The 26755-nt window shown below is 35.9% G+C and carries 24 protein-coding genes; 9 read left to right on the top strand and 15 right to left on the bottom strand.

Features of this window, described 5'->3' with window-relative positions:
* Positions 1 to 5: 5 nt before the first annotated feature.
* The 5 genes from AC4FQ5_RS10975 to AC4FQ5_RS10995 all read left to right on the top strand — a co-directional run bounded on the left by AC4FQ5_RS10975 (position 6) and on the right by AC4FQ5_RS10995 (position 3133).
* Positions 6 to 842, top strand: a complete 837-nt coding sequence (locus AC4FQ5_RS10975) for a phytoene/squalene synthase family protein (RefSeq protein WP_491143234.1) — start codon at positions 6 to 8, stop codon at positions 840 to 842.
* 27 nt (positions 843 to 869) lie between these two features.
* A complete protein-coding gene (locus AC4FQ5_RS10980) occupies positions 870 to 1337 on the top strand; it encodes an SRPBCC family protein (RefSeq protein ID WP_491143236.1) in 468 nt (155 codons plus the stop codon).
* Position 1338: 1 nt separating this feature from the next.
* A complete protein-coding gene (locus AC4FQ5_RS10985) occupies positions 1339 to 1797 on the top strand; it encodes a sterol desaturase family protein (RefSeq protein WP_491143238.1) in 459 nt (152 codons plus the stop codon).
* Positions 1798 to 2493 (top strand): lycopene cyclase domain-containing protein, encoded by a 696-nt coding sequence (locus AC4FQ5_RS10990; RefSeq protein ID WP_491143240.1) that lies wholly within the window; start codon positions 1798 to 1800, stop codon positions 2491 to 2493.
* A 217-nt stretch (positions 2494 to 2710) separates the two neighbouring features.
* The gene (locus tag AC4FQ5_RS10995) at positions 2711 to 3133 is read left to right on the top strand and encodes a hypothetical protein (RefSeq protein WP_491143242.1); all 423 of its coding nucleotides are present in this window, start codon (positions 2711 to 2713) and stop codon (positions 3131 to 3133) included.
* An 82-nt stretch (positions 3134 to 3215) separates the two neighbouring features.
* Here AC4FQ5_RS10995 and AC4FQ5_RS11000 read toward each other — a convergent pair whose 3' ends face one another.
* Complete coding sequence (locus tag AC4FQ5_RS11000; RefSeq protein WP_491143244.1) at positions 3216 to 3923, bottom strand: DUF421 domain-containing protein; 708 nt, start codon at positions 3921 to 3923, stop codon at positions 3216 to 3218.
* A 138-nt stretch (positions 3924 to 4061) separates the two neighbouring features.
* A complete protein-coding gene (locus AC4FQ5_RS11005; protein WP_491143246.1) occupies positions 4062 to 4328 on the bottom strand; it encodes a hypothetical protein in 267 nt (88 codons plus the stop codon).
* Between the two features lie 191 nt (positions 4329 to 4519).
* Here AC4FQ5_RS11005 and AC4FQ5_RS11010 point away from each other — a divergent pair, with 191 nt between their 5' ends.
* Together AC4FQ5_RS11010 and AC4FQ5_RS11015 are read left to right on the top strand one after the other, a co-directional pair.
* A complete protein-coding gene (locus AC4FQ5_RS11010) occupies positions 4520 to 4897 on the top strand; it encodes a DoxX family protein (protein WP_491143248.1) in 378 nt (125 codons plus the stop codon).
* A gap of 105 nt (positions 4898 to 5002) precedes the next feature.
* Positions 5003 to 6166: a cytochrome-c peroxidase gene (locus AC4FQ5_RS11015; protein WP_491143249.1), complete on the top strand. Its 1164-nt coding sequence runs from the start codon at positions 5003 to 5005 to the stop codon at positions 6164 to 6166.
* A gap of 61 nt (positions 6167 to 6227) precedes the next feature.
* On the opposite strand, the gene AC4FQ5_RS11020 is transcribed toward AC4FQ5_RS11015, so the two are convergent.
* From AC4FQ5_RS11020 to AC4FQ5_RS11075, 12 genes are all read right to left on the bottom strand, one after another.
* The gene (locus AC4FQ5_RS11020; RefSeq protein ID WP_491143251.1) at positions 6228 to 7445 is read right to left on the bottom strand and encodes a PQQ-dependent sugar dehydrogenase; all 1218 of its coding nucleotides are present in this window, start codon (positions 7443 to 7445) and stop codon (positions 6228 to 6230) included.
* 219 nt (positions 7446 to 7664) lie between these two features.
* Positions 7665 to 9884 (bottom strand): xanthine dehydrogenase family protein molybdopterin-binding subunit, encoded by a 2220-nt coding sequence (locus AC4FQ5_RS11025; protein WP_491143253.1) that lies wholly within the window; start codon positions 9882 to 9884, stop codon positions 7665 to 7667.
* Between the two features lie 37 nt (positions 9885 to 9921).
* Positions 9922 to 10899, bottom strand: a complete 978-nt coding sequence (locus tag AC4FQ5_RS11030) for an FAD binding domain-containing protein (protein ID WP_491143255.1) — start codon at positions 10897 to 10899, stop codon at positions 9922 to 9924.
* The gene (locus AC4FQ5_RS11035; protein WP_491143257.1) at positions 10896 to 11489 is read right to left on the bottom strand and encodes a (2Fe-2S)-binding protein; all 594 of its coding nucleotides are present in this window, start codon (positions 11487 to 11489) and stop codon (positions 10896 to 10898) included. The genes AC4FQ5_RS11030 and AC4FQ5_RS11035 overlap by 4 nt, the downstream gene beginning before the upstream one ends.
* 224 nt (positions 11490 to 11713) lie before the next feature.
* On the bottom strand, positions 11714 to 12520 hold the full coding sequence (locus tag AC4FQ5_RS11040; RefSeq protein ID WP_491143259.1) for a DUF4249 domain-containing protein: 807 nt from the start codon (positions 12518 to 12520) through the stop codon (positions 11714 to 11716).
* Between the two features lie 4 nt (positions 12521 to 12524).
* On the bottom strand, positions 12525 to 14855 hold the full coding sequence (locus AC4FQ5_RS11045) for a TonB-dependent receptor (RefSeq protein ID WP_491143260.1): 2331 nt from the start codon (positions 14853 to 14855) through the stop codon (positions 12525 to 12527).
* A 192-nt stretch (positions 14856 to 15047) separates the two neighbouring features.
* On the bottom strand, positions 15048 to 15413 hold the full coding sequence (locus AC4FQ5_RS11050) for a response regulator (protein ID WP_491143262.1): 366 nt from the start codon (positions 15411 to 15413) through the stop codon (positions 15048 to 15050).
* A 26-nt stretch (positions 15414 to 15439) separates the two neighbouring features.
* Positions 15440 to 16024, bottom strand: a complete 585-nt coding sequence (locus tag AC4FQ5_RS11055) for a chemotaxis protein CheB (protein WP_491143264.1) — start codon at positions 16022 to 16024, stop codon at positions 15440 to 15442.
* Positions 16025 to 16032: 8 nt separating this feature from the next.
* Positions 16033 to 16863, bottom strand: coding sequence for a CheR family methyltransferase (locus AC4FQ5_RS11060; protein WP_491143266.1), 831 nt, complete (start codon positions 16861 to 16863; stop codon positions 16033 to 16035).
* Position 16864: 1 nt separating this feature from the next.
* A complete protein-coding gene (locus tag AC4FQ5_RS11065) occupies positions 16865 to 17230 on the bottom strand; it encodes a response regulator (RefSeq protein ID WP_491143268.1) in 366 nt (121 codons plus the stop codon).
* Between the two features lie 12 nt (positions 17231 to 17242).
* On the bottom strand, positions 17243 to 20869 hold the full coding sequence (locus AC4FQ5_RS11070; protein ID WP_491143270.1) for a response regulator: 3627 nt from the start codon (positions 20867 to 20869) through the stop codon (positions 17243 to 17245).
* Positions 20870 to 20873: 4 nt separating this feature from the next.
* A complete protein-coding gene (locus tag AC4FQ5_RS11075) occupies positions 20874 to 22343 on the bottom strand; it encodes a hybrid sensor histidine kinase/response regulator (protein ID WP_491143272.1) in 1470 nt (489 codons plus the stop codon).
* Between the two features lie 307 nt (positions 22344 to 22650).
* Between AC4FQ5_RS11075 and AC4FQ5_RS11080 the strand changes: the two genes are divergently transcribed.
* Positions 22651 to 22875 carry a hypothetical protein gene (locus AC4FQ5_RS11080; RefSeq protein ID WP_491143274.1) on the top strand — a complete coding sequence of 75 codons (225 nt, stop codon included), beginning with the start codon at positions 22651 to 22653 and terminating at the stop codon, positions 22873 to 22875.
* 1 nt (position 22876) lies between these two features.
* Here the strand turns inward: AC4FQ5_RS11080 and AC4FQ5_RS11085 are convergent, their stop codons facing one another.
* Positions 22877 to 24022, bottom strand: coding sequence for a 1-acyl-sn-glycerol-3-phosphate acyltransferase (locus AC4FQ5_RS11085; RefSeq protein ID WP_491143276.1), 1146 nt, complete (start codon positions 24020 to 24022; stop codon positions 22877 to 22879).
* A 133-nt stretch (positions 24023 to 24155) separates the two neighbouring features.
* On the opposite strand from AC4FQ5_RS11085, the gene AC4FQ5_RS11090 reads away from it, so the two are divergent.
* Positions 24156 to 26639: a hypothetical protein gene (locus AC4FQ5_RS11090; RefSeq protein WP_491143278.1), complete on the top strand. Its 2484-nt coding sequence runs from the start codon at positions 24156 to 24158 to the stop codon at positions 26637 to 26639.
* Positions 26640 to 26755 lie beyond the last annotated feature (116 nt).

Below are 26755 nucleotides of genomic sequence, written 5' to 3' on the forward strand. Positions count from 1 at the left end.
TCAATATGAAAACACTATTTGACGATCTCTCGTACAAGATCAGTAAACAAACCACCAAACAATACAGTACCAGTTTTTCATTAGGGATCTTGGCATTGTCACCAAAAATAAGAAATTCGATTTATGCAATTTACGGCTATGTGAGACTGGCTGACGAAATTGTAGACAGTTTTCATGATTTTGACAGAGCTACTTTGCTTACACGATTCAGAGAGCAGACCAAGCAGGCTTTGGAAGAGAAAATTTCCTTAAATCCTATCTTACAATGCTTTCAGGAGACGGTTCACAAGTATGAGATTGACTTACAACTCATCAATCAGTTTCTTAACAGCATGGAAATGGATCTTCAGAAAATTGATTATAATTCTGATCTTTACAAACAATATATTTTGGGTTCGGCAGAAGTTGTTGGTTTGATGTGTCTTCATATTTTTGTCGATGGGAATAAGGAACAATATGAAATTTTGAAACCTTCTGCTATGAAACTTGGCTCAGCTTTTCAGAAAGTTAATTTTCTCCGAGATCTGAAAGACGATTATCAGGTTTTGGGACGTACTTATTTTCCTAATGTTGACATTACTTATTTTGATAATTCAGTAAAAGAACATATTGAAAATGATATTCAGCAGGAATTTAAAGAAGCTTTAGAGGGAATTAAAAATCTTCCCAATTCAGCACGATTTGGCGTTTATCTGGCTTACAGATATTACATTTCATTATTCAGAAAAATCAAGAGAACTCCGGCAAAAAAAATCATCAATCAGAGAATCAGAATTTCAAATGGAAGAAAATTTTCATTGATGATGAGCAGCTATGTTCAATACAAAATGTCATTTTTATAGAATTAAAATTTACTTTAAGACATCACAATGGTACACCAGCTCAAACGAGAACAACAAATAAACTGTGACATAGAAACTGCCTGGAAATTTTTCTCAGCGGCAAATAATCTTTCTAAAATTACTCCAAAAGATATGAACTTCATCGTTCGTACTGAGATGGAGAGTGATGAAATTTATGAAGGAATGATCATCGATTACTATGTATCTCCAATATTAGGAATTAAAATGGATTGGCAGACGGAAATCACGCAGGTAGATCATCATCGAAGTTTCACCGATTTTCAGAAGAAAGGCCCATACAAATTGTGGAATCATTTTCATGAATTTATACCAAACGAAAAGGGAGTTTTAATAAAAGATACTGTAGATTATGAGCTTCCGATGGGATTTTTGGGTGAAATTGCACACAAACTTTTCGTTAAAAATAAATTGAAGCATATTTTCAGTTACCGTTTTGATGTCTTAGAAAAAATGTTTAACCGGAAACAAAATTAATATGAATTTTTTGATTGTTGCAACAACATTTTTTATCATGGAGGGAATCACATGGATGGTTCATAAATACATTATGCACGGCTTTCTGTGGACCCTTCACCGAGATCATCACGATCACAGCAATGAAGGTCATATGGAAAGAAACGATTATTTTTTCGCTATTTTTGCGATCCCTACTATTGCTATGATGTATTACGGAACAGTGAATGATTTCAACGAATTCTTCTATATTTCCATAGGAATTACTTTATACGGAATGGCTTATTTTTTTGTTCATGACATTTTTATTCATCAGCGTTTCAAGTTTTTGAGAGACACGCAAAATCCATACTTATTGGCAATAAGAAGAGCTCACAAGCAGCATCACAAGCACACCGGCAAAGAACAGGGGGAATGTTTTGGATTTCTGTGGGTTCCTGTGAAGTATTTCAAAATGTATTTTAATAAAAACAAAAAATAAATGTGGCAGTACACGTATCTCGCGATCAACTTTTTCACGGTGATTATCTGCTTTTTATTTTCATTTCATCCGAAAATAAAGTTTCATAAGCATTTTAAAGCATTTTTGATGGCTTCTGTTCTGGTTGCCATTTTTTTTATTGCATGGGATGTCTGGTTTACAAAAAATGAAGTTTGGTGGTTTAATGATCGGTATTTAATTGGCAAAAGACTTTTCGGGCTTCCTGTCGAGGAGCTGATGTTTTTTATCTGCATTCCATTTTCATGCATCTTTACCTATTTCTGTTTAGACAAATTTTTTAAACTCGATTGGAATCAGAATTTTGAAAGAGTATTTGTGATCATTTCTATTTTTGTTCTACTTTGCCTTGCAGTTTATTTTCAAGACAGAATTTATCCATTTGTTACATTTCTTACAACTGCAACAAGCCTTTTTCTGCTATATTTTATTTTAAAAATGAAATGGATTGGTAAAGCATCACTGATTTATTTGATACTGATGCCCGGATTTCTGGCTGTCAACGGAATTCTCACAGGAACCGGCCTCGACTCTCCTATTGTCAATTACAATCCTGATGATATTATTGGAATCCGCATTTTTACGATTCCTATAGAAGATACCGTTTATGGTTACGAAATGATTTTATGGAATCTGTACTTCTTTCATCAATTCAAACGTAAAGAAATTCAGGAATAATACAGCCTCATATTGCAAATAACTTAGATCAAAAAGGTTATCAATCGGATTTTTTATCACATCCAAAATTGGAATATGTGCCAAGAATAACCAGAAAATGAAATTCTATAAAATTTATATTTACGGATGTCATTTTTTTGACACTTACATACCACACATTTAATGTAAGGCATAGTATTTGCAACTTCTCTTATAAACCACTTATACCACAAATATTATGAACGTTACAGATTTAAAAATTAAAAATCTGGTAGATTATAGAGGCCAGATTTTTACAATTACAGAAATTTTTCAAAACGATAAAAATGAATATTTTGTAAAGATTGAGAATGACTATCACTCTCTGGCTGTACCTGCAGACTCTATTCAACCCATCACGATCAATGAAGACTGGCTTGAGAAGTTAGGATTCATGAGAACTTACAGTTCAGATCACAGAATAAGATATGAAAGACCGGAAAACTTTATCAAATATGATATTGATTTAAGCTCTAAAAAAATCGTTGACGGGCTGAAGATTTACGGAAACACGATCAGATGCAAGTATATTCACGAGTTTCAGAATATCTTTTCAAGTCTTTTCGGAAAAGAAACAGGCGTTTCTATGAAAAACATTTTCCAAAATGAAGCCATAGCTTAACCCCAACACCAAATCTCAAATATATATATGTAAATTGAAATTCCCGACTACAGATGAGTCGGGAATTTATTTTGTTCTAATTCTAGGTAATTCTTTTTTTATTACTTGCTTTTACCCAATTTTTTTTTCCGCAGTTTTTGCAGACTCCTGCTTTTCCTGTTTTCTTTTCTTCGGTAAAGCCGCAAAATGTACATGAGTAATATCCTTCATTCTCAATAATTTGTGAAGGATGATCCAATGAATGGGGCATTACCGGCAACCCATATTTAACCTCTTTTTCATCATAAAAGAAAACACTTATATCTCCTGAAGTTTCCTCAATTGCTGTTTCTATCTGACCCAGATGTGAAACACCTTTTAATCTGAGTTCTGAAAAAAACTCGTCACTTCCCAAATTTTCTTTCTTAAAATTATCAATGGCAAAAACTCCGTCATTGATAAGGTAGATGGATTTCCCTTCTAATAAATTTTCAAATTTTTTGTATCTCCCGATCAGATAAGTAAAAAGACTATAAATGCAGATAATAACGGCAAAGACAATAATGGAAGAAACAATTCCCACATCTTTATAAAACATAGGATCACCTGCTGCCGAGCCTAAGCCTATAATCACAACAAGTTCAAAAACCGATAATTGCTTCACTCCTCTTTTTCCCAAAACCCTCAAACTAATAATGATTGTGAGGAACATGATTATGGTTCTTATAACAATTTCAAGCATGAAAATCCATTCTTCGCTTCCGAAAAGAAATTCTTTCCAATTAAAATTCAAAAAAACAGAGAGATACATAGATAATTATTTGAAACAATCATGTCAAAAAACAAGCCACATAAACAAAAAAAACCTCCTGATCTGAAAGTTCAGATCAGGAGGCTCTCACTTTTAATAAAAAACGTTTAAAGTAGCAATTTAGGGAAATCTTAAATTTTATTTCAAATCAAAATAGCCTGCATATTTACTCTGCTGGATTTTTGTCACAAAGTCATCGTAAGCAGGATATTGTATTCCTGTCGCGACATCAATCACAAACTTGTTACGATTGGGCTTCAATCTTAGTCTTATCTGATCAAAACTATAATTATCAACTTCACATAAAAAGTTTTTTATTTCATTGAAATTGATATTGTTTTTCTCAGTTGCTTTTTTGGTCTTCTGAACCGGTGTTTCGTCCAGAAAAAGTTTAATTCGTTCCATAAATTTTGATTTGGTAGTGATTGCTAATATACGAAATTTTACTGACATATTTATGATTACAGTCACATTATCAATACCGTATGCGTTTTATTTCATTGTAAGCTTAAAATATTAAGATGGGTAAAAGTAGTGTTCTGATATTCTCAGACTGGTCTGACTTTTGTCTTACATTAAAAATAAAAAAAAGTATTATGGATTCTAAAAACATTTCGAGAATCGCATTGGGAACAATGCTTGTCACGGCAGGAATTGCCCATCTTACATTTGCAAGAAAAGAATTTCAGGCGCAGGTTCCTGATTGGGTTCCCCTCAAGAAAGATGACACTGTAGTATATTCAGGAATTGTTGAAATAGCTTTGGGAGCAAGTATTATTGCTACTCCGAAGAAATACAGGAGTCTTTTGGGAAAAATAACCGCAACATTTTTTACAGCTGTTTTCCCGGGAAATATTTCACAATATAAAAACAGAAAAGACGGTTTCGGGTTAGATACCGATGAAAGAAGAAAAGCAAGATTATTCATGCAGCCTCTGCTTATCGGCTGGGCTTTAAAATCTATGGAAGACTAAGCTTTTCAATTATTAAATCTTTATTTTTTCTACAAAATTTTATTCAGATAAATAATCTTTGAATATAACTCAGATTGATTATTTTTGTGAAAATTATCATCTGAAATGAAGAATGGCGTAAGCTGGGCTTTGGTTTTATTCCTAACCATAACTTTACTCAACAACTGCCTGCAAACACGTACATACAAAGAGATCAAGAAAAAGCAGTCTTTCATTGATCAGCTAAGATCTGTGTATTCTTCAGGTGACGTTTCGAAATGGCCAAAACCGATTCTTGATCCTTCCGAACCTATTTTTTCCGAGATCGGTCATTTACCGGCAGTCAAATTTCCGTCAGACAATCCTTATTCTGATGAAAAGGCTTTTTTGGGTAGAACTTTGTTTTATGATCCTAGACTTTCAGGCTCTAATCAGATTGCATGTGCATCATGTCACGATCCTGAATTGGGATGGACAGACAACAGAAAATTTTCTTTCGGGCACGACAGACAATTGGGAAACAGAAATGCTATGACAATCATGAATATCGCTTATGCAAAATCTTTGTTTTGGGATGGCAGAGCCGCATCTCTTGAAGATCAGGCAAAAATGCCAATTGAAGATATGAGAGAAATGCACGAGCATATCGATATCGCCACCGAAAAAATTGTAAAAATAAAAGGGTATGAACTACTTTTTGAAAAAGCTTTTGGTGACAAAAAAATAACAAAAGACAGAATTGCAAAAGCTATTGCTACCTTTGAACGTACAGTAATAAGTCCACCAAGCCGATTTGATCAGTTTATCGACGGCGAAAAAGATGTTTTCACTGATGATGAAGTAATGGGACTTCATCTTTTCAGAACAAAAGCTCAGTGCATGAATTGCCACAACTCCGGTTATTTTTCTAATAATCTTTTTGAAAATGACGGAACTGCGCTTCTTGACTCGGAAGAGGAAGATTTGGGACAGTATTTAATCACAAAAAAAGCTTTGGATGTAGGAAAGTTCAGAGTTCCTACATTGAGAGAAGTTACGAGAACAGGACCCTGGATGCACAATGGCTCTTTTAATACTTTAACGGAAGTCATCAATTTTTACAATACCGGAAATCCTGAATCATCAAAACACAGGTCAACTATTCATGACGGAATTTCTTTACAGTCTGAAAAATCTGATATGCTGAAACTTTTAGATTTAACAAAAGAAGAAATGCTGCAGTTGGAAGCATTCCTCGGGACATTGAGTACACCAACAGCAAGACCCGCACCGCCTAAACTTCCAAAATAAAAACGTAGAACATAAAGAAAATAATGTTCTACGTTTTAAGTTTTTAAGCAGTGTTTAAAACTTACTGCTTACTTATTTTATACAATCTACCGGCATCTGTTACAGCGTATAATGCATTATCTGTACCTTGTGTGACGTCTCTGAAACGTTGATTTTCATCGGCAAGTAATCTTTCTTCACCTACGACTTTATTGTTTTCGATGACCAATCTTACAATGTGCATTCCACTTAGAGATCCTATGAAAAGATTGTTTTGCCATTCGGGCATATTATTTCCTCTGTAGAATGTCATTCCGCTTGGTGAGATCACAGGATCCCAGTAATAAACGGGTTGCTGCATTCCTGTCTGCTGTTGAATCCCGTTTCCGATTACTGCACCACTGTATTCTATTCCGTAAGTAATTGTAGGCCAACCATAATTTGCTCCCGCCTGTATACGGTTGATTTCATCTCCTCCCCTCGGTCCGTGTTCACCCTGCCAAAGATCTCCCGTTACAGGATGAATCGCTATTCCTTGCGGATTTCTGTGACCAATACTATACAATTCAGGTAAAGCTCCTGATTGAGAGAATGTAGGGTTTCCCGGTGCAGGCAGGCCGTCTTTTGTAATGCGTATTATCTTACCGATTGCTGCAGTAACCGATTGCGCCAAAGGTCTTGTTGAAAGATCAGACCGTTCTCCCGTACTGACAAACAAATTTCCTGCAGAATCGAATAAAATTCTTCCGCCATAGTGAAGATTACCCGTTGAAGCAGACGGATTTGCTCTGTAAATGACCGTAGGATTTTCAATAGTTGTCTCTGAATCTGAAAGCCTTCCTTTTGCAACGGCTGTCAAGGTACCACCGGTAACATTTTCAGAAAACACCCAATAAACCATTCTATTTGAAGAAAACTGAGGATCAAGACACAGCCCAAGCAATCCGCCCTGTCCTGTGGAATTTACCGCAGGAAGTCCGGTAATCGGGTTTCCAACCGTTCCAGTATTGGTAACAATTCGCATGGTTCCTGTTTTTTGAGTAATCAATAGTCGTCCATCCGGAAGACTCGTAATTCCCCATGGAGAAGTGAGCGAAGAAGTAAGAACTGTTTTTTGATAAGGTGTTGTAGTCTTTACGGCGTTGATTCTCGTCTGTCCGGCAAACGCAGGAGGATAATTTGTGTTCGCAGGATTGGTTTCTACAGGAGGAAATGTCTCGCCTATATTTTCCAAATCATCGTTACAATTGACTAAAAGCATTGATGATGCGATCATTAAATAATGAAGACTTATTTTCATATTTTAAAGTTTTGGTGTTTAGCGATTTGATTTATTCTTTTATATTTTGCATTATGGTTGCGAAATATTTAAAACCAAAACATCAAAGTTTAAGCCAATGAAGACTTTCTAAAGATTTTAGTGAAAAATATAAGGGATTGCTTTACTTAAAAACGAAATCCCTCAAAAATGAATTTAAGGGATAATTTTGTTTTGGCATGAGTATAAATCTTACAAGCACTATTTTGTCTGTACGATTAAATCAGGAGTTATCGGTAAATTTCTAAAACGTTTTCCGGTTGCATTAAAAATGGCGTTGGCAATTGCAGGAGCAGCTCCGATAATTCCTACTTCACCCAATCCTTTTGCTCCGCTCGGATTTAAATTTGTATCAGGTTTATTGATAAAAGAAACTTCGATAATCGGTGCATCTGCATTGACAGGGAAATGATAGCCCGCCAAATCATTTGCAATGATACTTCCTAATTTCCCGTCAACCGACATTTTTTCCATCAGAGCCATACCAATTCCTCCTACTGCAGCTCCGGAGATCTGGTTGGCGGCAGGTTTTTCATTAATAATTTTTCCACCATCTACTACAACAACCATTTTATCAATCATCACTTTTCCGGTTTTTGTATTGACTTTTACTTTACAGAAATGAGCAGCTGACGAACAGAAAGAAAATTTCTTTTTCTCTTCACCTGCTTCCGATGAAGCTTCTACATCAATTGTTTTTAAATTATTTTTCGCAAAAATATCCTGATAAGAAATAAAATTCTCGCTACTTTTCTGAAAAGAAATTCCTGTATCTGAAAGGATAACATCTTTTGCAAGAGCATCTTTATATTTTGAATTTATTTGAGTTGCATACTCTGCTAACTTTACCTTTAAAGCATCACTTACAGCAACCACAGCTCCGCTGATGGAAGATAATCCTGTACTTCCACCCTGACTTCCCGCCGGAGGAAGATCAGAATTTCCAAGTTCAATTTTAATTTTATTTTTAGAAATCCCGGAAGTTTGGTGTAGTATATTCTGCATCCCTGTTCCCGTTCCGGTTCCGATATCCGTCATTGCCGTCTGTAAAACAATATTTCCGTTTTTTGTCATTTTGATTCCTGCGCTGGCTTTGTTTCTTCCTGCATTCCACATTCCTACAGCCATCCCGTAACCGATTTTCCAATCGCCTTCTGAAATTGCTCCCGGAGTTGGCTGTCTTAAATTCCAGCCAATCATTTTAGAACCTTTTTCAATGGCTTCTTTTAAATAATTGGTAGACCAAGGCAATCCCGTTTCGGGATTTTTCTCAAGTGCCAGATTTTTATATCTCAACTCAACAGGATCCATTTTTAGTTGATAACTCAGTTCATCCAACGCACTTTCGATAGCAAAATCACCGGTACAATCTCCGGGACCCCGCATCCAGGTTGGTGCGCTTAGATTTAACGGTACCACCGCATTTTCAGTTTTAAGATTATCAAATTGATAGATAAGCCTCGTTACTCTTGTAATTCCCTCACTGAAAGGATCATATATTGCACATCCGTTTTTTGCCTGATGGAGAAGTCCTGTAATTTTGCCATCCTGATTTGCACCAACTTTAATTCTTTGCCAAGATGCAGGTCTGTAACCCACGGAATGAAACATTTGTGGACGTGTCAACATCAATTTGACAGGTCTCTTCACCTGTTTTGCACCTAAAATAGCCGCCAATGCATGAGGCCATACTTTTAATCCCGAACCAAATCCACCACCGACAAATTCACTAATCACCTGAATGTTATCTACCGGAATTCCAAACAATCCGGCAAATGTTTTTTGTACACTGTTAACTCCCTGATTTTTATCGTAAAGCCTTAATTTATTCTCTGTGTACCAATCTGCAATTGTTGCATGCATTTCCATTGGATTGTGGATTTCTGCTGCAATATTGTATTCCTGATCAACAGAAAATGTCGAACTGCTCCAGTTTTTTTCGTCACCTCTTTCTTTACCTGTAGGTTTTAATTCAACAGAATTTTTAGCTTTATTAAAATCAACTTCAAAAGATTCAACAGTGTATTCCACCTTTACTAATGATGCTGCGTATGTCGCTTCTTCCAATGTTTCGGCAATCACTAAAGCAATCGGCTGACCTTTAAAATAAATTTTATCGGTATGAAAAACCGGCAATCCGAATTTAGATTCTTTTATTTTTGCCTCACTGGAAAATCCCGGAACGTTTGGTTTTTTAAGATGAGAAATAATGTCAAGAATTCCTTCCGATTGTTTTGCCAAATCTAAATTAATCGATTTGATGGTTCCTGATGCAATCTCACTCGTCACCAAAACTGCATGACACAGATTGTCAACTTTATATTCGGCAGCATATTTCCCTTGTCCTTTTACTTTTGCAACGGCTTCCACTCGACCTTCAGCAGGTATTATAAATTCAGTTTCATCGTCAAAAAATCCCATGTTGTTAATTTTTAAAATTTGTTAGAAGTAAAACTGTTTATAATTTTGAAGCATTTTGTAAAGCAAGTTCTATTGCTCCTCTCAGCATCGGAACTTTATAACCGTTGTGAGCCAAAGGTTTTACTTTTTCAGTTGCAATTTCTGAAGCTTTTTTAAATACTTCATCCGATACTTTTTTACCTTTCAGATAATCTTCGGCTTCATACCATCGCCAAGGTTTATGCGCAACACCTCCGGAAGCCAATCTTGCTTCTTTGATGGTATTTCCATCCATATAAAGTGCAGCTGCTACGGAAATCATTGCAAAAGCATATGATGTTCTTTCACGAAGTTTTACGTAAGCATATTTTTTATGAAATTCATTTTTTGGCACTTCAATATGAGTTATCAAAGCATTTTGAGGTAAATTATTGTCTAGCCAGGGTGTATTTTCCGGTAATCTATGGAAATCTTTAAAGGGAATGGTAAACTGTTTATTTTTAGAATCAACTCCATGAACATTAGCATCCAATGCAGCCAAAGAGATACACAAATCTGAAGGATGAACTGCCACACACTGGTCACTGTAACCTACAATCGCACTCATTTTATTATCACCATTCAGAGCACTGCAGCCACTTCCCTTTTTTCTTTTATTGCAGGGTGTTGTCACATCATAAAAATACGGACAACGAGTTCTTTGCAATAAATTTCCGGCTGTACTTGCCATGTTTCTGATTTGTGGAGAAGCTCCTGCTAAAACTGCTCTGGTAATCAACGGATAATTTTTAAGCAAATCAGAATTCGTAGTTAAACTCGTATTACGAACCATTGAACCGATATTTACCGACTTTTCAGAAAGTTTAATTTCAGTAGACAATGCGGTAGAGACATCAACCATTCCGTCGGGTTGAGCAATGTTTTTCTTAAGAAGATCTACTATATTGGTTCCTCCTGCAATGAAATCTTTGCCTGAGGTTTTGAATTTTAAAGCTTCAGCAGAAGTTTTTGCTTTTTCGAATATAAATGGTTTCATAATGCTGCTACTTTTTGTATGGATTCAACAATTCCGTTGTAAGCACCACAACGACAAAGATTTCCGCTCATAAATTCTTTAATTTCTTCAACAGAATTGGTATGACCTTCTTTTACACAGGCAACTGCAGACATGATTTGTCCGGGAGTGCAGTATCCGCATTGGAATCCGTCACATTCAATGAAAGCTTCCTGCATTGGATGAAGTTGATTTCCGGTAGATAAACCTTCAATTGTTGTTACTTCTTTTCCGGGAACCATTGCTGCTAAAGTAAGGCAGCTTAATGCTCTCTCACCGTCAATATGAACGGTACACGCACCACATTGTCCGTGGTCGCAGCCTTTTTTAGTTCCGGTAAGATCCAGGCTTTCACGGAGAACATCCAATAATGTTGAACGACTGTCGATTTTAATATCATGCAATTTTTTATTGACAGAAATTTTTATCGGTAAAACACTCTTTTTAGGGAGAATAAAATCTTTAACATCATTATAAAAAGCTTTTACAGACGTAGGTATTGATGCGAAAATCGCTACAATGGCTGTACTTTTTAAGAAAGATCTTCTGCTGTGATTGGTTTGGCCAGACATATCTGATAATTTTTAAGAGAAGGGCTGAATTATTTTTGATTGAAACTGAATCAAGAATTCAATTATATCAAATATAATAAAAAACATTATGCTAAACTTATTAACATAATCTTACTTACAGGTATAAACTCTAATTTATAATGGAAATAAATTAAAAAAATCAGAACATAAAAAATCCGACAAAAGAGTTTATGTCGGAAGTAGCAATTAATCTTATAAGGGAATTACTGAATCACATACGTTTTTTTGCTTACGGTATGTGCAGAAAAATATCCCAAAGCACCATTACTGATATTACTTGGCGGATTGGAAGGTGTGATACCACCACCGGGACCGCCACCGTCTATAATCTGTAGTAATGAAGTAAAATATGTGTAAACATTGGTGTCAATACACTGCATTTCAACATAGATGGTATCTCCTACTTTGGTTTTTTCTCCATCCCCGTCTTCGTCGTCATTCGGTAACAATAAAGGTCTTTGATTGACAGCCCCATTGTTGACGTTGTCAGAAAATGCTTCAAACATTTTCCCGGAATTATTCACCGAAAAATTAAAAAGATACCTGTTTCCCAGCGCCACAGGATCAGTAAAAACAGGCAAAAGTGTGTATGATAATTCACCCGCAACCATAAAGGAATCCTGCTGAAGATCGTCGAGCAAAACAGGTTGAGGCATGGTGCTTTTTGCGGTATATTCTTTGCCTTCTGCAGAAACTTTCAGCGTATAGGTTCTTCCCGGAGCTGTAGTAAAATTTGTGGTTTCATAAAATCCTTCACCTACATGATTCAATGTTTCAGATTGTCCCGTATCGTCACTTAAAACTACAATAGCATTACTTACGATGGGATAGGTATTGTTGGCTGTAAAAGCTACCGATTTGGTGATTTTCACATAATATGGTCCCGCCTGATCAGTTAAATTTCCTTCGATCACGATATTTCCGCTTTTGTCGTCTAGATCGAGATCAATTTCTTTTTCACATGAAGTAAATAAGAAAAGAGATATGATGATTAAAAATATATTTTTCATGGCATTAAAATTTGAAATTATAGGTAACGTTCGGAACAAATTTAAAAAGTGAAGTCTGCATTGCACGTGTCGTTCCTGGTTTATCGGGATTGTCTTCAAATGTAATGATGTACGCATTTTCTCTTCCGTACATATTGTAAATTCCGAATGACCATGAACTTTGAAAACGTTTGTTTTTTCCCGGTTCGTACGTTGCACTTAGATCTAATCTGTGATACGCAGGCATCCTGTCGGCATTTCGGGAGCTGTATTGTAAAATTGTCTGCTCCTGCAATTCATATTTTCCTGTCGGGAAAGTCACAGCATTTCCTGTGCTGTAGACAAACAATCCAGAAAATGACCATTTGGGATTCAGTTCGTAAGTTGCAACAACTGCTAAATCGTGTGTTTTATCTTGTCTGGCGTTGTACCAGTTATTATCATTGATTCCGTTTATTTTTCTTTCCGTTTTTGATAAAGTATAGGAAATCCATCCTGTCAGTTTTCCGCTTTTCTTTTTAGCAATGAGTTCCAGACCGTATGCTCTTCCTTTTCCAAATAACAATTCCCCTTCCACATCGGCGGCGGCATCGAAAGTAATTTCTGCTCCGTTTTTAAAATCAATCTGATTCTGCATCGATTTGTAATATACTTCTGCATTGATCTCGTAATTATTACTGTTAAAATTTCTGCTGTAACCGGCACTGATCTGGTCTGCGATTTCTGGTTTTACGGTATAGCTGCTTCCAATCCATTGATCCGTGGGATTTCCGCTGCTGCTGTTGCTGAGTAAATGCAGGTTTTGAGTGTTTCTTGCATATCCACCTTTGATGCTGCTTACTTCATTGATTCTGTAATTGGCTGTAATTCTCGGCTCCAGATTGACATATGTTTTTCCGAATTTTCCTTTTTCCAGAAATTTACTGTCAGTTAAAACTCCATTGTCATAGATGTTGAAAGTATCTCCACCTAAAACGCTGAACATTGATAGTCTTAAACCATAATTAACTGTAAGCTTTTCTGTGGCTTTAAAATCATCATTGACGTACAATGCATTTTCCCAGGAATATCTTGAATTTCTCGGAAAACTGCTCACACTCGTTCCCGAAGCACTGCTTGGAGTAATTGTATGATAAATCGACTGCAAACCAAAACGGACAGAATGTTTATTCCCTGCAAACCAACTGAAATCCTGCTTCAGATTCCAATCCTGAATCTGAGAATCTAAACCAAAAGTATTGTCATTGCTAGAAAGACTGACTTTGTAATCGTAATTGCTGTAAATAAATGAAGTGTTTGAGAACAATTTGCTGTTGATAATGCTGTTCCATCGTACCGTTGCTGTTGTATTTCCCCAATCCGTAGCAAAAGTATTTCCTAATCCCAGAACATCTCTTCCAAAATATCCCGAAACATACAAGCGATTGTTATCATTAATCTGATAATTTGCTTTTAAATTTAAATCATAAAAATAAAGCTTACTGTCTTTAAAATCATCAGTAGCTTTCAGGAAAACATCGGCATAAGTTCGTCTCCCTGAAACAATGAAAGAAGATTTCTCTTTCTGAATCGGTCCTTCTACGCTCAGCCGGCTGCTGATCAAACCAATTCCTCCATTAATGTTATAATCTTTGTTGTTTCCGTCTTTCATTTTTACATCCATCACCGAAGAAAGACGACCACCGTATTGCGCAGGGCTGTTTCCTTTGATGATACTCGCATCTTTCAGGGCATCGCTATTAAATGTGCTGAAAAATCCCAACAAATGTGATGCGTTGTAGACAGGCGCTTCATCCAGTAAAATTAAATTCTGATCGGTTGCGCCTCCTCTTACACTGAATCCGCTGCTGCCCTCGCCGTTGCTTTTGATTCCCGGTAAAAGCTGAATGGTTTTCAAAACATCTTTCTCACCAAATAAAACGGGAAGTTTTTCTATGCTTTTGATGCTCAAAGTTTCTGTTCCCATCTGAGCAGAAGTCAGGTTTTTATCTTTTTTCACTGCAGAAATGACAACTTCATCAATCTGTGCAGTTCGTTCTGTTTCCTGAGAAAGAATTAAATCTAATTTTACATTCTGATCAAGCTGAACCTTCTGTCTGTAAGCTTCATAACCTCCATATGCGACAGCAACTGTATAATTTCCCTGCGGAAGCGACAGTGAGTAAAAGCCATATTCGTTGGCAACGACACTCACACCGGGATCTTCTTCTACTTTTACGGTTACTCCGATGAGAAGCTCACCATTTTTTCCGTCTCTTACTGTTCCGCTGATCGTCCGTCGTTCCTGGGCAAAAGCTGTAATGCTGAAAACCGAGAGCCCGATCGTGGCAAAAATTCTACAATAGATTGCTTGCATTCTTCAATGTTTATTAGAAATAGTTTTTTAAAAAAATAAAAGCCTAAAGATAAGCTTAAATTAAGTGGACCTGAAAGTGAATAAACGGATAATTGGGTTTTAAATTGTCTTTGTTTGTGTGAAATCTTGTTCACAAAAAAATTCCTCACTTTAAAAATGAGGAATTTGAAAGTATCTTAAAAAGAACTTACGTTAATTCTTAATATGCTTTGCCACCTTTTCTTCCAAATCTTCCAGATTAAAAGGCTTTGCGACATAATCATCAGCTTGTGCGCTTTCTGCGAGAGCAACAATATCATTATTTGCTGTCACATAAATGACAGGGATATTTTTGTACTGTTCGTGACTTTTTAAAAGTCTGGTTGCTTCCACTCCGCCGATATTGGGAATCCAGTTATCCATCAAAATGACATCCGGCTCAAACTGAGAAACTTTTTGTATAATGTCATGTGACGTCTCTGAAATTTCGACATTATAACCGCCTTCTTCAAAAATGATACTGATCACTTCAAGAATAACTTTATCGTCATCAAAAATCAAAATCTTCTTTCTGTCCATATATTTATTATTGTTTTAATTTTAAATTATTTATTTGTAGCTAACTTATTTATGTGTTCTGCCAAATCTTTCGGTACGATCAGCAAATCGTAATCTACCCGCTCAACCGCCTGTCTTGGCATATAATCAACTTCGGCAGATGCCGGATCCTGAATCCAGACTTTTCCTTTATTTTTTCTGATGTAATTGAGACCTTCCACTCCGTCTGCATTAGCACCCGAAAGAAGAACTCCTACCAATCCCTCACCGAAAGTTTCAGCAGCAGATTTGAAGGTGACATCTATCGAAGGTCTTGAATAATTCATCTTTTCTGAGCTATCAAGAGACATCGTTTTTTTATTTTCAAACAGCAAATGATAGTCTGCAGGAACTATATAAATCTTATTGTTTTCAATTTCAGTTTTATCCTCGACTTCGATGACTTCCAAGACCGTAAACTGCTGTAACAATGTGGGAAGAATGCTTGTAGAATGTGCTTTTCTGTGAACCACCAGCAAAACCGGAAACCCCAGATTCTCATCCAGATTTTTAATCATTTCCAGAATAACCTGCAGACTTCCGGCAGATCCTCCGATCGCTACTAATTCAGTTTTACGTATTGATGTTTCCATGACGGCAATTAGTTATGATCTACTTTTTTCCAGATTTTCTGATCCTCAATCTGATGATAGAATTTATCTAAATTTGAAAAGCGCAGGGTTTCTTTTGAGCCTAAAGCCAGAAATCCGAGATTTTCCAGACTTGCATCAAAAAGATTAAAAACCCTTTCCTGTAAAGCTTTTTCAAAATAGATCATTACATTTCTGCAAATAATCAGCTGAAAACTGTTAAACGAACTGTCGGATACCAGATTGTGGGTAGATAAAATCAGTTTTTCCTGAAGACTTTTATCAAACCTTACGCTGTCATAATTTGCAGTATAATAATCTGAGAAATCTTCTTTTCCCCCAGAAAGCATATAATTTTCTGAATAAATCTTCATTTGATTCATCGGGAAAACTCCTGATCTCGCAGTTTCCAATACTGAAGGATTGATATCTGTAGCGTAGATCAGACATTTATGATAGAGATTGGCTTCTTTCAGTAAAATTGCCATCGAATATGCTTCCTCACCCGTAGAACAGCCTGCAACCCAAATCCGGATCAGAGGATATGTTCCCAGCTGAGGCAAAATTTCTTCTCTCAGCTTTTTGAAAAAAATTGGGTCCCGAAACATTTCCGTCACATTTACCGTAATTTCTTCAATGAAATGTTTGAGATAATCAGGATCATTGATAATGGTATACCGTAATTCTGCAAAGCTTGTGAAGCGGTCTATCAGACAGATACGATTGACTCTTCGCTTGAAAGACGCTCTGCTGTACAAAGAAAAATCGTATCCGTACAAATCGTACACATCTTTGATCAGATATTCTATTTCTTCATCTTTTACGATACTTGGTTCCAGCATTTTAAGACAGTTTTTCTATTGCAGTTAATAATTTGTCTACATCAATCGGTTTTTTTACATAATCCTGAGCTCCTGCATCAAGACATTTCTGCCGGTCTTCTTCCATCGCCTGAGCCGTCACTGCAATTACCGGAATATGTTGTATTGAAGAGGTCTGACGAATGATTTTCAAAGCTTCGTATCCATCCATTTCAGGCATCATCATATCCATCAGTACCACTCCGATTTCGGGATCATTTTTTAAAACCTGAATTGCTTCCTGCGCCATTGTACAGGTTTCCATTCTGAAACCACGGGCTTTCAGGGTCAGTTTTAAGGCAAATATATTCCGTGGATCATCATCCACAATCAAAATTTTCTTCTTCATAAAAATCTCGGATTAACTTTCATACAGCCATACCCGAAGCAGGGAGAGCAGCTGATCTATATCTACAGGTTTTGTAATGTAATCTGATGCACCTGCAAGAATACATTTGTCACGATCACCGATCATCGATTTTGCAGTTACAGCAATAATCGGAAGCCTCTTGAACTTCGGCATTTTTCTGATTTCCTGAATGGTCTCATATCCGTCCATATTCGGCATCATCATATCCATCAAAACTACATCTACATCTGGATGTTCTTTGATCTGCTCTAGAGCCTGAACACCGTCCATCGCTAAAACAACTTCTACCTTATACTTTTCCAAAGCTTTCGTTAAAGAAAAGATATTCCGGACATCATCATCGGTAATCAGGATTTTCTTCCCGCTAAGAACTTCTGTCAATGAACCTAAGGTTTTGTTCCTGATGGTTTCCACCGAAGTGTTTTTTTCTTCGACTAGGTGTAAAAATAATCCTACTTCATCTAAAATCCTTTGATAAGAATGCGCAGTTTTCACTACGATTGAATCAGCATATTGCTTGATTTTAAGTTCTTCTGATGTCGAGAGATTCCTTTCTGTAAAAATAATGATCGGCAGATTTTCTAATCCTTCGTAACTTTTGATAGATTCAATAATTTTATAGGCATTCCTTCTGTTTGCACCGATGTCTAAAATCACACAGTCTACCCCATCAGTATTAAAAGCTCTCACACTGTCTTCTACATTGTCTTCCACTGATAAAGAGATATCAAAGTTGCTCAGGAAATATGACAGAGCACTTGCGTGTTTGGCATTTTCTTCTACAATCAAAACTTTTTGCGGTGATTTTTTCAGTGCATCCTCAATTTTTTTGAAAACATCCGTCATCTGTTCCATAGCAACAGGTTTATTAATGAAATCAATAGCTCCTTTCATCAGACTTTCCTGTTTTACATGAAGTGATGACATCATATGTACAGGAATTGGTTTTGTCTGCGGATTTGATTTGAGTTCTTCCATCACCTTCCAGCCATCTTTTACAGGAAGCTGTACATCCAGTAAAATGGCTGCAGGACGGTACTGCATTGCAGCAGATAACGCCTGATCACCACGCACGACCACGATGCCTTTGTATTTGTTCATCCTTGCAAATTTCAATAATGCTTTGGCAAAATTGGTATCGTCTTCAATGATTAAAATAACTTTATCATCTTTCGAAATATTTTCCCGGTCGTCATCCACATCTTCGGGAATTTCTAAAATATGGGTTATTTCTGAAATTTTATGCTCATCAGAATCAATAATATGTTTTATTTCTTCTACATCTTCAAGAATGACATTAACTAAATTCTGATCAGAATAATTTACATTTGAGTTTGTATAGCTTACCTTCAGTTTCTCACTGATCGGGATGATGAGACTAAATTCACTTCCCTCACTGACCTTACTTTTGAGGTCTAAGTAACCGCCGAGTAATTTTGCAATTTCACGGCTGATAGACAATCCTAAACCTGTTCCGCCAAATTTACGCTGTGTAGATCCATCGGCTTGCTGAAAGGCTTCAAAGATTATTTTCTGCTTATCTTCCGGAATTCCGATACCGGTATCTTTTACAGAGAAAATGATGAAATCTTTATTTTTCGGATCTTTTTTGATGTTTAAGGCTACACTTCCTTCTTTGGTAAATTTTAAAGCATTCGACAAAAGGTTTCTCAAAACCTGATCCAAACGCAAACGATCTGTTTCAAGGCTTTTTTCCAAACCATCTTCGATATTGATATGAAAATCAATTCCTTTTTCTTTGACTAACGGATTCATCAAATTTTTCAGATCTTTCACTACTTCATCAATCTCAACATTCTGATATTCCAGAGACATTTTTCCTGATTCTATTTTTGCCAGATCTAAAATCTCGTCAATCAAAGTCAACAGACTGCTTCCCGAACTCTGAATAACTTTCGCCGATTCTATCTGATCTTCATTCAGGTTTTCATCAGGATTTTCAGCCATCAGACGAGACAAAAGAAGGATTGAATTCAATGGTGTTCTCAATTCGTGCGACATATTTGCCAGGAATTCAGACTTATATTGTGTGCTTAAAGCTAATTCTTCCGCTTTTCTTTGAATCTCGATATTTCTTTCGGCAATCAGCTGATTTTTTTCTTCAAGTAGTTTCGATCTTTCTTCCAGCTCGGTATTGGTCTGCATCAGTTCTTCCTGCTGTACTTTCAGCTCTTCCTCCGAAGCCTGAAGTTTTTGAGTCTGAGCTTCCAGTTCTGTATTCAGGTTTTCCAGCTCAGAGTGCTGCACTTGTAATTCTTCAGACTGTGCCTGAGTTTCTTCAAGCAACCGCTGCTCTTTTTCACGACTTCTCGCTGCGCGTATGGCAATGGCAATATTTCTACAGCTTTCAACAAAATATTCGATTTTATCCTGATCAAAATTTTGGTTTGAACTTACTTCCAGAACTCCAACCGTAAGTCTGTCTGATATGACAGGAATCAGAAGAATCGCATTGATTTTCACCTTACTGCTTGCAAAAGTAACTGCAAAATCATTTTCATCTAAATCATTGTAAACTTTAGGCTTTTTCTGAACAAAAACCTGTCCCACCATTCCTTCGCCGGGTGCAAAAAACTGTTTCATTGTGCTTTCCAAACCAAAAGAACCGGTGAGCTTTAATTTTTCTTCATCAATAAGATAAATTGCACCATTAATACAGCTTGCATATTCTACCAGCTGATTGAGTGCATCATTACTGATCTGTTTTACAGATTTATTCCCAACAAGAGCTTCATTCAATAAAGCCAGACCTTTCTGTCTCCAGTCGCTTTTATTAATCTCATCAAAGGATTTTTTGAGAGATTCTGTCATATGATTGAGGGATTCTACCAGATCACCGAGATCATCTGCAGAATCATCTGTGAGCTTCTGACTGTAATCGCCATTGGCAACACGGTTGGCAACCTGCTGAATGACACTTACTCTTCTTGAAATTTCAATATCTTTCTGTTTCAGTTCTTTTTCCAACTTATCTCTGCGAAGCAAATCGTTACGCAATTTTATATAGAAAAAAACAGTTACCACTATTGCTGCTAAAGATGAAAAAATAATAAAAAGTACTGTGGTTTTTGATGAGCTGTCCAGATCTTCATTCTTTCTAGCCAGTTCATTCTCTTCAAATTTCACAAAATCCTGCACCAGAGAGCGGCATTTATCCATATAGATTTTGCTCATTTCTATCTGTTGCTGAGTCATTTCCAGACCCTTCCGTCTGTTTGCTACAAACAGCTTCAGATTGTTGATATTGGCATCTACATTTTTTTCCAGACTTTCGAGACGTGAGAGCTGAGAAGGATCTGTAATTTCCAGTGCTCTTACGCGCGCAACAGATTTAGAATATTCCTGAAGACTGGCATTGTAAGGATCTAAAAAACTTTCTTTTCCGGTAAGCTGATAGCCACGGTTTCCGGTTTCTGCATCCAGAAGCGCTATCAAAACATCTTTCACAGCCGTGACAGATCTTCTGCTTTTGGAAACACTTTCACGATGATTCATCTGATTTTTGATGCTCCAATAGGAAGCGACCGAGCTCGCTATTAAAATAAGTAAGGAAAAACCAATCCCAAACTGAAGGTTTTTTATGACTTTTTTTGGCATAAAATTAATTTAATGGTAATGTAAAATAAAACGTGGAACCCTCTTCCAGCTTGCTGGAAAGACCAATCGTTCCGTGATGCTGCTTGATAATTTCTGCACAGATATACAGACCGATACCCATCCCCTGAAATTGTACGGATGATTCTTCGACACGGTAAAATTTACGAAAAACGGCTTCCTGCTTAAAATCCGGAATTCCGATCCCGAAATCTGTAACGCTCACCTTTACTTCTTCATCATCTACAAATGTGGTGACAATGACCTGATTGTTTTCAGGTGAATATTTAATAGCATTGGTCAAAAAATTGATCAAAACCTGCTCAATGCGTATAGCATCAAAAGAAATGAGCTGGTTTATTTTACCGATATGCCGTTCTATTTTCACATTCGGATTATCATGTGTCTGCAAAATGGTGTCGATGGTATTGTGAATAAGTTTTTCAAGATCTGCCGGCTTTTTATTGATTTTCAGCTTGCCATTTTCAATCTTGGAAACATCGAGTAAATCGGTGATCAGTGTATTTAATTTTTCAATCTGATCCAAAGCTTTCGTTACAAAAATAGCTTCCGTATTTTCAGTATTGAGTTTCAGTTTACGGTCGAGCAGCTGCATATAAGCTTTTATGCTTGTCAAAGGTGTTTTCAGTTCGTGGCTTGCGATACTGAGAAATTCATCTTTTTCTTTTTCTACTTTTTTCTGATCTTCTATATCTGTGAATGTTCCTACCCAGTTTTTCACTTTTTCATCCTGATAAACGGGTGACATTCTCAGCAGATGATAGCGATAATCTCCGGAATCAAGATTTTTAATCCTGATCTCCATTTCCAAAGGTTTTCCTTTTTTTCTGCATCTCTGAAATTCTTCTTCGATATTAAGATCGTCAGAATGTGTTTCCGGAAAGTGCTGATCAGATTCTGAATATTCAAACCATTTTTTGTTGACAAAGTTGACGATCCCATCCTGATTTAATGTGAATGCAATCTGAGGCAAAGCTTCCAGCATGAGGTGAAAATGCTCAATTTCAGACTTCATAGAAACCTGAGCTTCCCTTCTCCCTTTCACTTCAAGTTCCAGACTTTCCTGTGTTTTTTTCATGGCAAGATTATTTTCCTGCAGATTGTAGAAAGTTTTTACTTTGAGCATCAGAATTTCAGGATCTATAGGCTTGGTCACATAATCCATCCCGCCAGAACTGTATCCGCGGGTAATAAATCTCTTTTCTGTATTGACTGCAGATAAAAATATGATGGGAATTTCTTTTGTCTTGCTGTATCCTGCAAAAGTTTCTGCTACCTCAAAACCATCCATTCCCGGCATTTGTACATCCAAAATAATCAGTGCATAATTATTTTTCAGTGCTTTACCCAATGCTTCTTCACCAGAATTGGCAGTATCAACCTGAAAATCTTTCGATTCTAAGAGTTTTTTTAGCGAATAAATATTGTTCTGGTTATCATCGACAATTAAAATCATAAAACGTAAAATAATCTTTTGCAGAGGGTGTTTTCCTCAGCTACCAAAAATACTCACAAATTTTCAAAAAACAGTTTATTATTTAAAAATATTGAATTTTTAAACTGGTAAAGATTTATATTGATAGTGATAATATTTATACGTTGAATTATATTTAATATTACCTGAAATACCACAAAACCTATTTTTTTCATATAAACAGATCCAATTCTTATAATATATAGTAAAAACTAAAATCTGATATGTGGTAAATAGTTGAGAAAAATGGCATATTTATTCTATTGTCTGAAGCAAAATCATAAAAATTATGAATTACAAAGAAGCTGTAAAGCACAAAAAAGAAGCATTGGATCAAGCTGACGAATCATTATTAAAATTATATCACATAGTGATCACCCCGGCAAATACTGATGAAAGTTATAAATATATCGAAGATTTTACGAAAAACCCTGAAGCTTTTGATGACGAAAGCTGTAAAAAGTATTGTACCAACGACGAATTTGAGGTGGTGAGTTTTAAAAAAGAAAAATGATCTAATCTAAAAGCTCTGATGAATTATTCTTTATTTTATTAATTACGGGATTCGCATACATCGATAAAAACCCTGTCTTTAGTAATTTATCCCCGATATCGATGCGTAGTTCAAGCCTTCGTTCAAAGAGCTGTTTTTCTTTCTCTGTATACTTTTCTGAAAATCTGTTTGTTTCATTTAAAATATCATACGCTATATAGTTGGTGGGCCAAAGCCTGTAATTTTGTATAACAGAGTCGTCTATAATCTGTGCAATTGCCTGAAGTTGCTTATTTTTATTATCAAAGTTGCTGAAAACATCATCCAACTCACGATCGATTACATTCCCTGCATGTAGGTGAATGCGCTTTTTCTGTCCCAATACTCCACTCATCATGGTGGTAAAATCTTCATCTTTGGTTTTTATATATATTTCGTCTTTCTGTTTTGCTATTAACTGCGGCATTTTCAATACGTCAGTAGGATCATATTCGTATGAGATTGACAAAGGAACTATTTTAAGATCTCTGAAAAAAACAGGAAGCGATGTTTTATGTGATGCCATTGCGAGCATTTTTAAAACCCCTTGCTGCGTTGCATCGTTACCGTCTTTTGTACGTCCTTCACGCTGTGCAATCCATACAGAACGGTTTTCAGATTTTAAAAGCTGAAAAATATATTCAGACATCAATTGAGAACTTTTCAACTGCTCACGCAATGACAAGCCTCTCTGAACCAAAAAATTACGATTCAGTTTAGCAAGAATATGCAGGAAATTTTGCTGAACAAGGTTATCACCGATTGCAGATGATGTCATAATGTACTCTTTCTCTAAAAGCACCAGATTAAGCAATGACGTATCTAAAACAATATCCCGATGGTTGGATACAAAAAGGTAAGATGTATTTTTATCAAGTTTATCAAATCCTGAATTCGTAAGTCCCTGAGAACTTGTTTCCAGGATTTTACGGATGGTATGCGAAATAAAATTTTTCTGAAAATCGTAGATCGAATGTGTGTGCTTTAACTGATCTGACCATATTTTATCATCAACATCAGGAAAGGTAAAATTCATCAGTGCTTTCAGCATTGGATGGCGGATTATACTTTGCACGGCATCATTGACCTCATGGTCATCAAAAGACCTGATCTCATCAAACTTCGACATTGAATTACTAACTTTTTATTACAGTCTGCAAAAGAACAAAAAAAATTTGAACACTGCATGTTAAGTTTAATAGATTAATATATCGCAAATTGGAATACGTTTTGTTTAGTGTATCTATCTGAATCAATAATCGATGGAAAAAAACAACTCTCGCCCGAAGAACAACCGCAAAAAATGGTTTTTGGGAATTACTGCAACGATCCTTCTGCTTTTGGCAATATTTCCTTTTGCGCTTGATTTTTATTTACAGAAAAAACTTCCGGATCTCGTCAACAAAAAAACGCCTTATAAATTAGAATTAAAAAACTTTGATCTAAGTCTGATATCGGGAGACTTCAGTGCGACAGATCTTAAAATTTCCACTAAAAATCCTGACGACAGGAAAATCACTCAGATAAAAGGAAATATTAAAAAAATAGTTATTAAAGACTTTGGGGTATGGAAAGCTATTTTCAATAAATCTTATCATGCCGACCAGTTCCTTCTTTATGATTCTGATGTACAGGTGCGCCTTGCTCCAAAATCCGTCAAAGAAAAGAAATCTTCTAAGAAAACAGATATTCATCTTAACAATATTGTTTTAAGCAATGTTTTTGCAGACATTATAAATGCTGACGGAAAACCTGTTTTTACCGGACGAAACATTAATGTAAAGCTGAAAGACATTCACCAGAATAAAGATGATGCAAAAATTCCTTTATCATTTAAAGAATTTAAGATTGATGCGCTGGATGTAAAAATTGGGGTAAATGACTTTTATCAAATCAATTCTGATAAAATTTTTGCCGCCAACAAAACTTTAGACCTCAGAAAATTTCATCTTGTTCCTATTCAGAGTCCGGAAAAATACAATTCAAAAAATGTTTTTGATTTTTCTTCGGAGCGTCTTTTGGCGACCGATTTTAGTATCAGCAAGGATTCACTGATCGTATCAGATATTATCTTCACCCAACCAGATTTGAAGGTAACCTCTACAGGAAAAAATATCGTGGAAAAAGAAAAAAATCCTCAAGAGATCGAAATGAAGATCAGCATGAAGAACATTAATTTTCAGAAAGGAAAAATTGTTGTTTTACAGGCAGACAAAGATAAAACTGCTTCGGTTGATAATTTTAATTTTAAATTAAGCAATATCGTGTTTGATAAAAATACGGTAAAAGAAAAAATTCCATTCAGATTTACCAATCATGATATCGAAGCTGATCATATTTATCTCAAAGCAAACAGTCTTCAGGCTGTGAAAATTAAAAAAATATCTTCCAGGAATTCTGATATTTTAATTGAAAAATTTCAGATGACCGCATTGGGAAAAAGTTCGCACAAAGATCTTTTTAATATTGATACGGACGAAATTAAAATCATCAATAATAAAACTAAATATATCGGTCAAAAACTAAACATTCAGCTTGATGGTCTGGAAATCAAAACTCCTGATATAAAAATAATTTCTGCAGGTCAAAAATCAAAACAGAAAAAGTCTGATGCTAAAACTCCGGAATTTGCTTTAAATCTGGGTTTCATTAAAATTTCGAACGGTAAATTTTCTCAGTCTTCTCAGGGAAAAAAGAAATTATCTGTAGGGAAGTTTGATGTTTTGGTCAACCGCATCGTTTCGGGAAACGGATATCTGAAAAACGATTTACCATTTAAAGTCAACAGCCATTCGATCACAGCGCAGAAAGTTTTTCTTGACGCAGGAAAATATTATACTCTGAAAGTCAGTGAAGTAAAAAACACCGGAAAACAAACGGATATGAAAGATCTGCAATATCTTCCTAAATATTCACGGGCAGCATTCAGCAAAGTAATTGCAAAGGAAACCGATTTATACAGCATCACCGTAAAAAGAATCGGAATTACAGATCATCATTCAAAATTTATCAAAAATCCAGTGATTGATATCAGTAAAGTAAATATTGACGGATTAAAATGCAGTATTTATCACGATCTCGCTCCGCCCGATGACAATGCAGCGAGATATCTTTTCAGCAAAAAACTGCGTGATGTAAAGATTCCGATGTTTGTAAAAGATATTCTGATCAGAAATTCTTATCTTACCTATGAAGAAAATGCAGAGAACAGCAATATTCCGGGAAAGCTTACTTTTGACCGTTTCTCTATTGACATCAATAATGTAAACAACGGAAAAATAAAAGGCAGACCAACGACTATCACAGCCGATGCAAATTTTGCTTTTTACGGAACGGCAAATACAACAGTCAAATGGAAATTTGATGTAATGAATCCCAACGATCAGTTTACTATTAACGGAAATATTCAGAAACTTTCTGCAGAAAATGTAAACCTTTTTGTGAGACCATATCTTAATGTAACTCTTGATGGAAACATTGATTATCTTAAATTTGATTATCACGGAACCAATGCAGGAATTGGAGGAAATTTTTATTTCAAATACAATGAAATGTACGTCAATTTCCTCAACAAAAAAGGAAATGAAAGGAAACTTCTGAGCAAAGTCGCCAACTGGTTTGTAAAAAATGAATCTACAGGAGAGCCTGATCATGTGGTGATTGAGAAAAAAAGAGATTCGGACAGAAGCTTCTTTAGCATGTTGTGGCAGGGAATTATGGAGGGTCTTAAGAAATATCTGATCTAAAAAAGAGAAAATATGATCAGGAACATATGGAAATATAAAATATTTATTTTAAATTTGTAACCTTATACTGTTTTTTGATAGTATAAATTTTTTTTCATCATTTGTGTTTTTAAGCC

Source organism: Chryseobacterium sp. DT-167 (genome assembly GCF_058310155.1).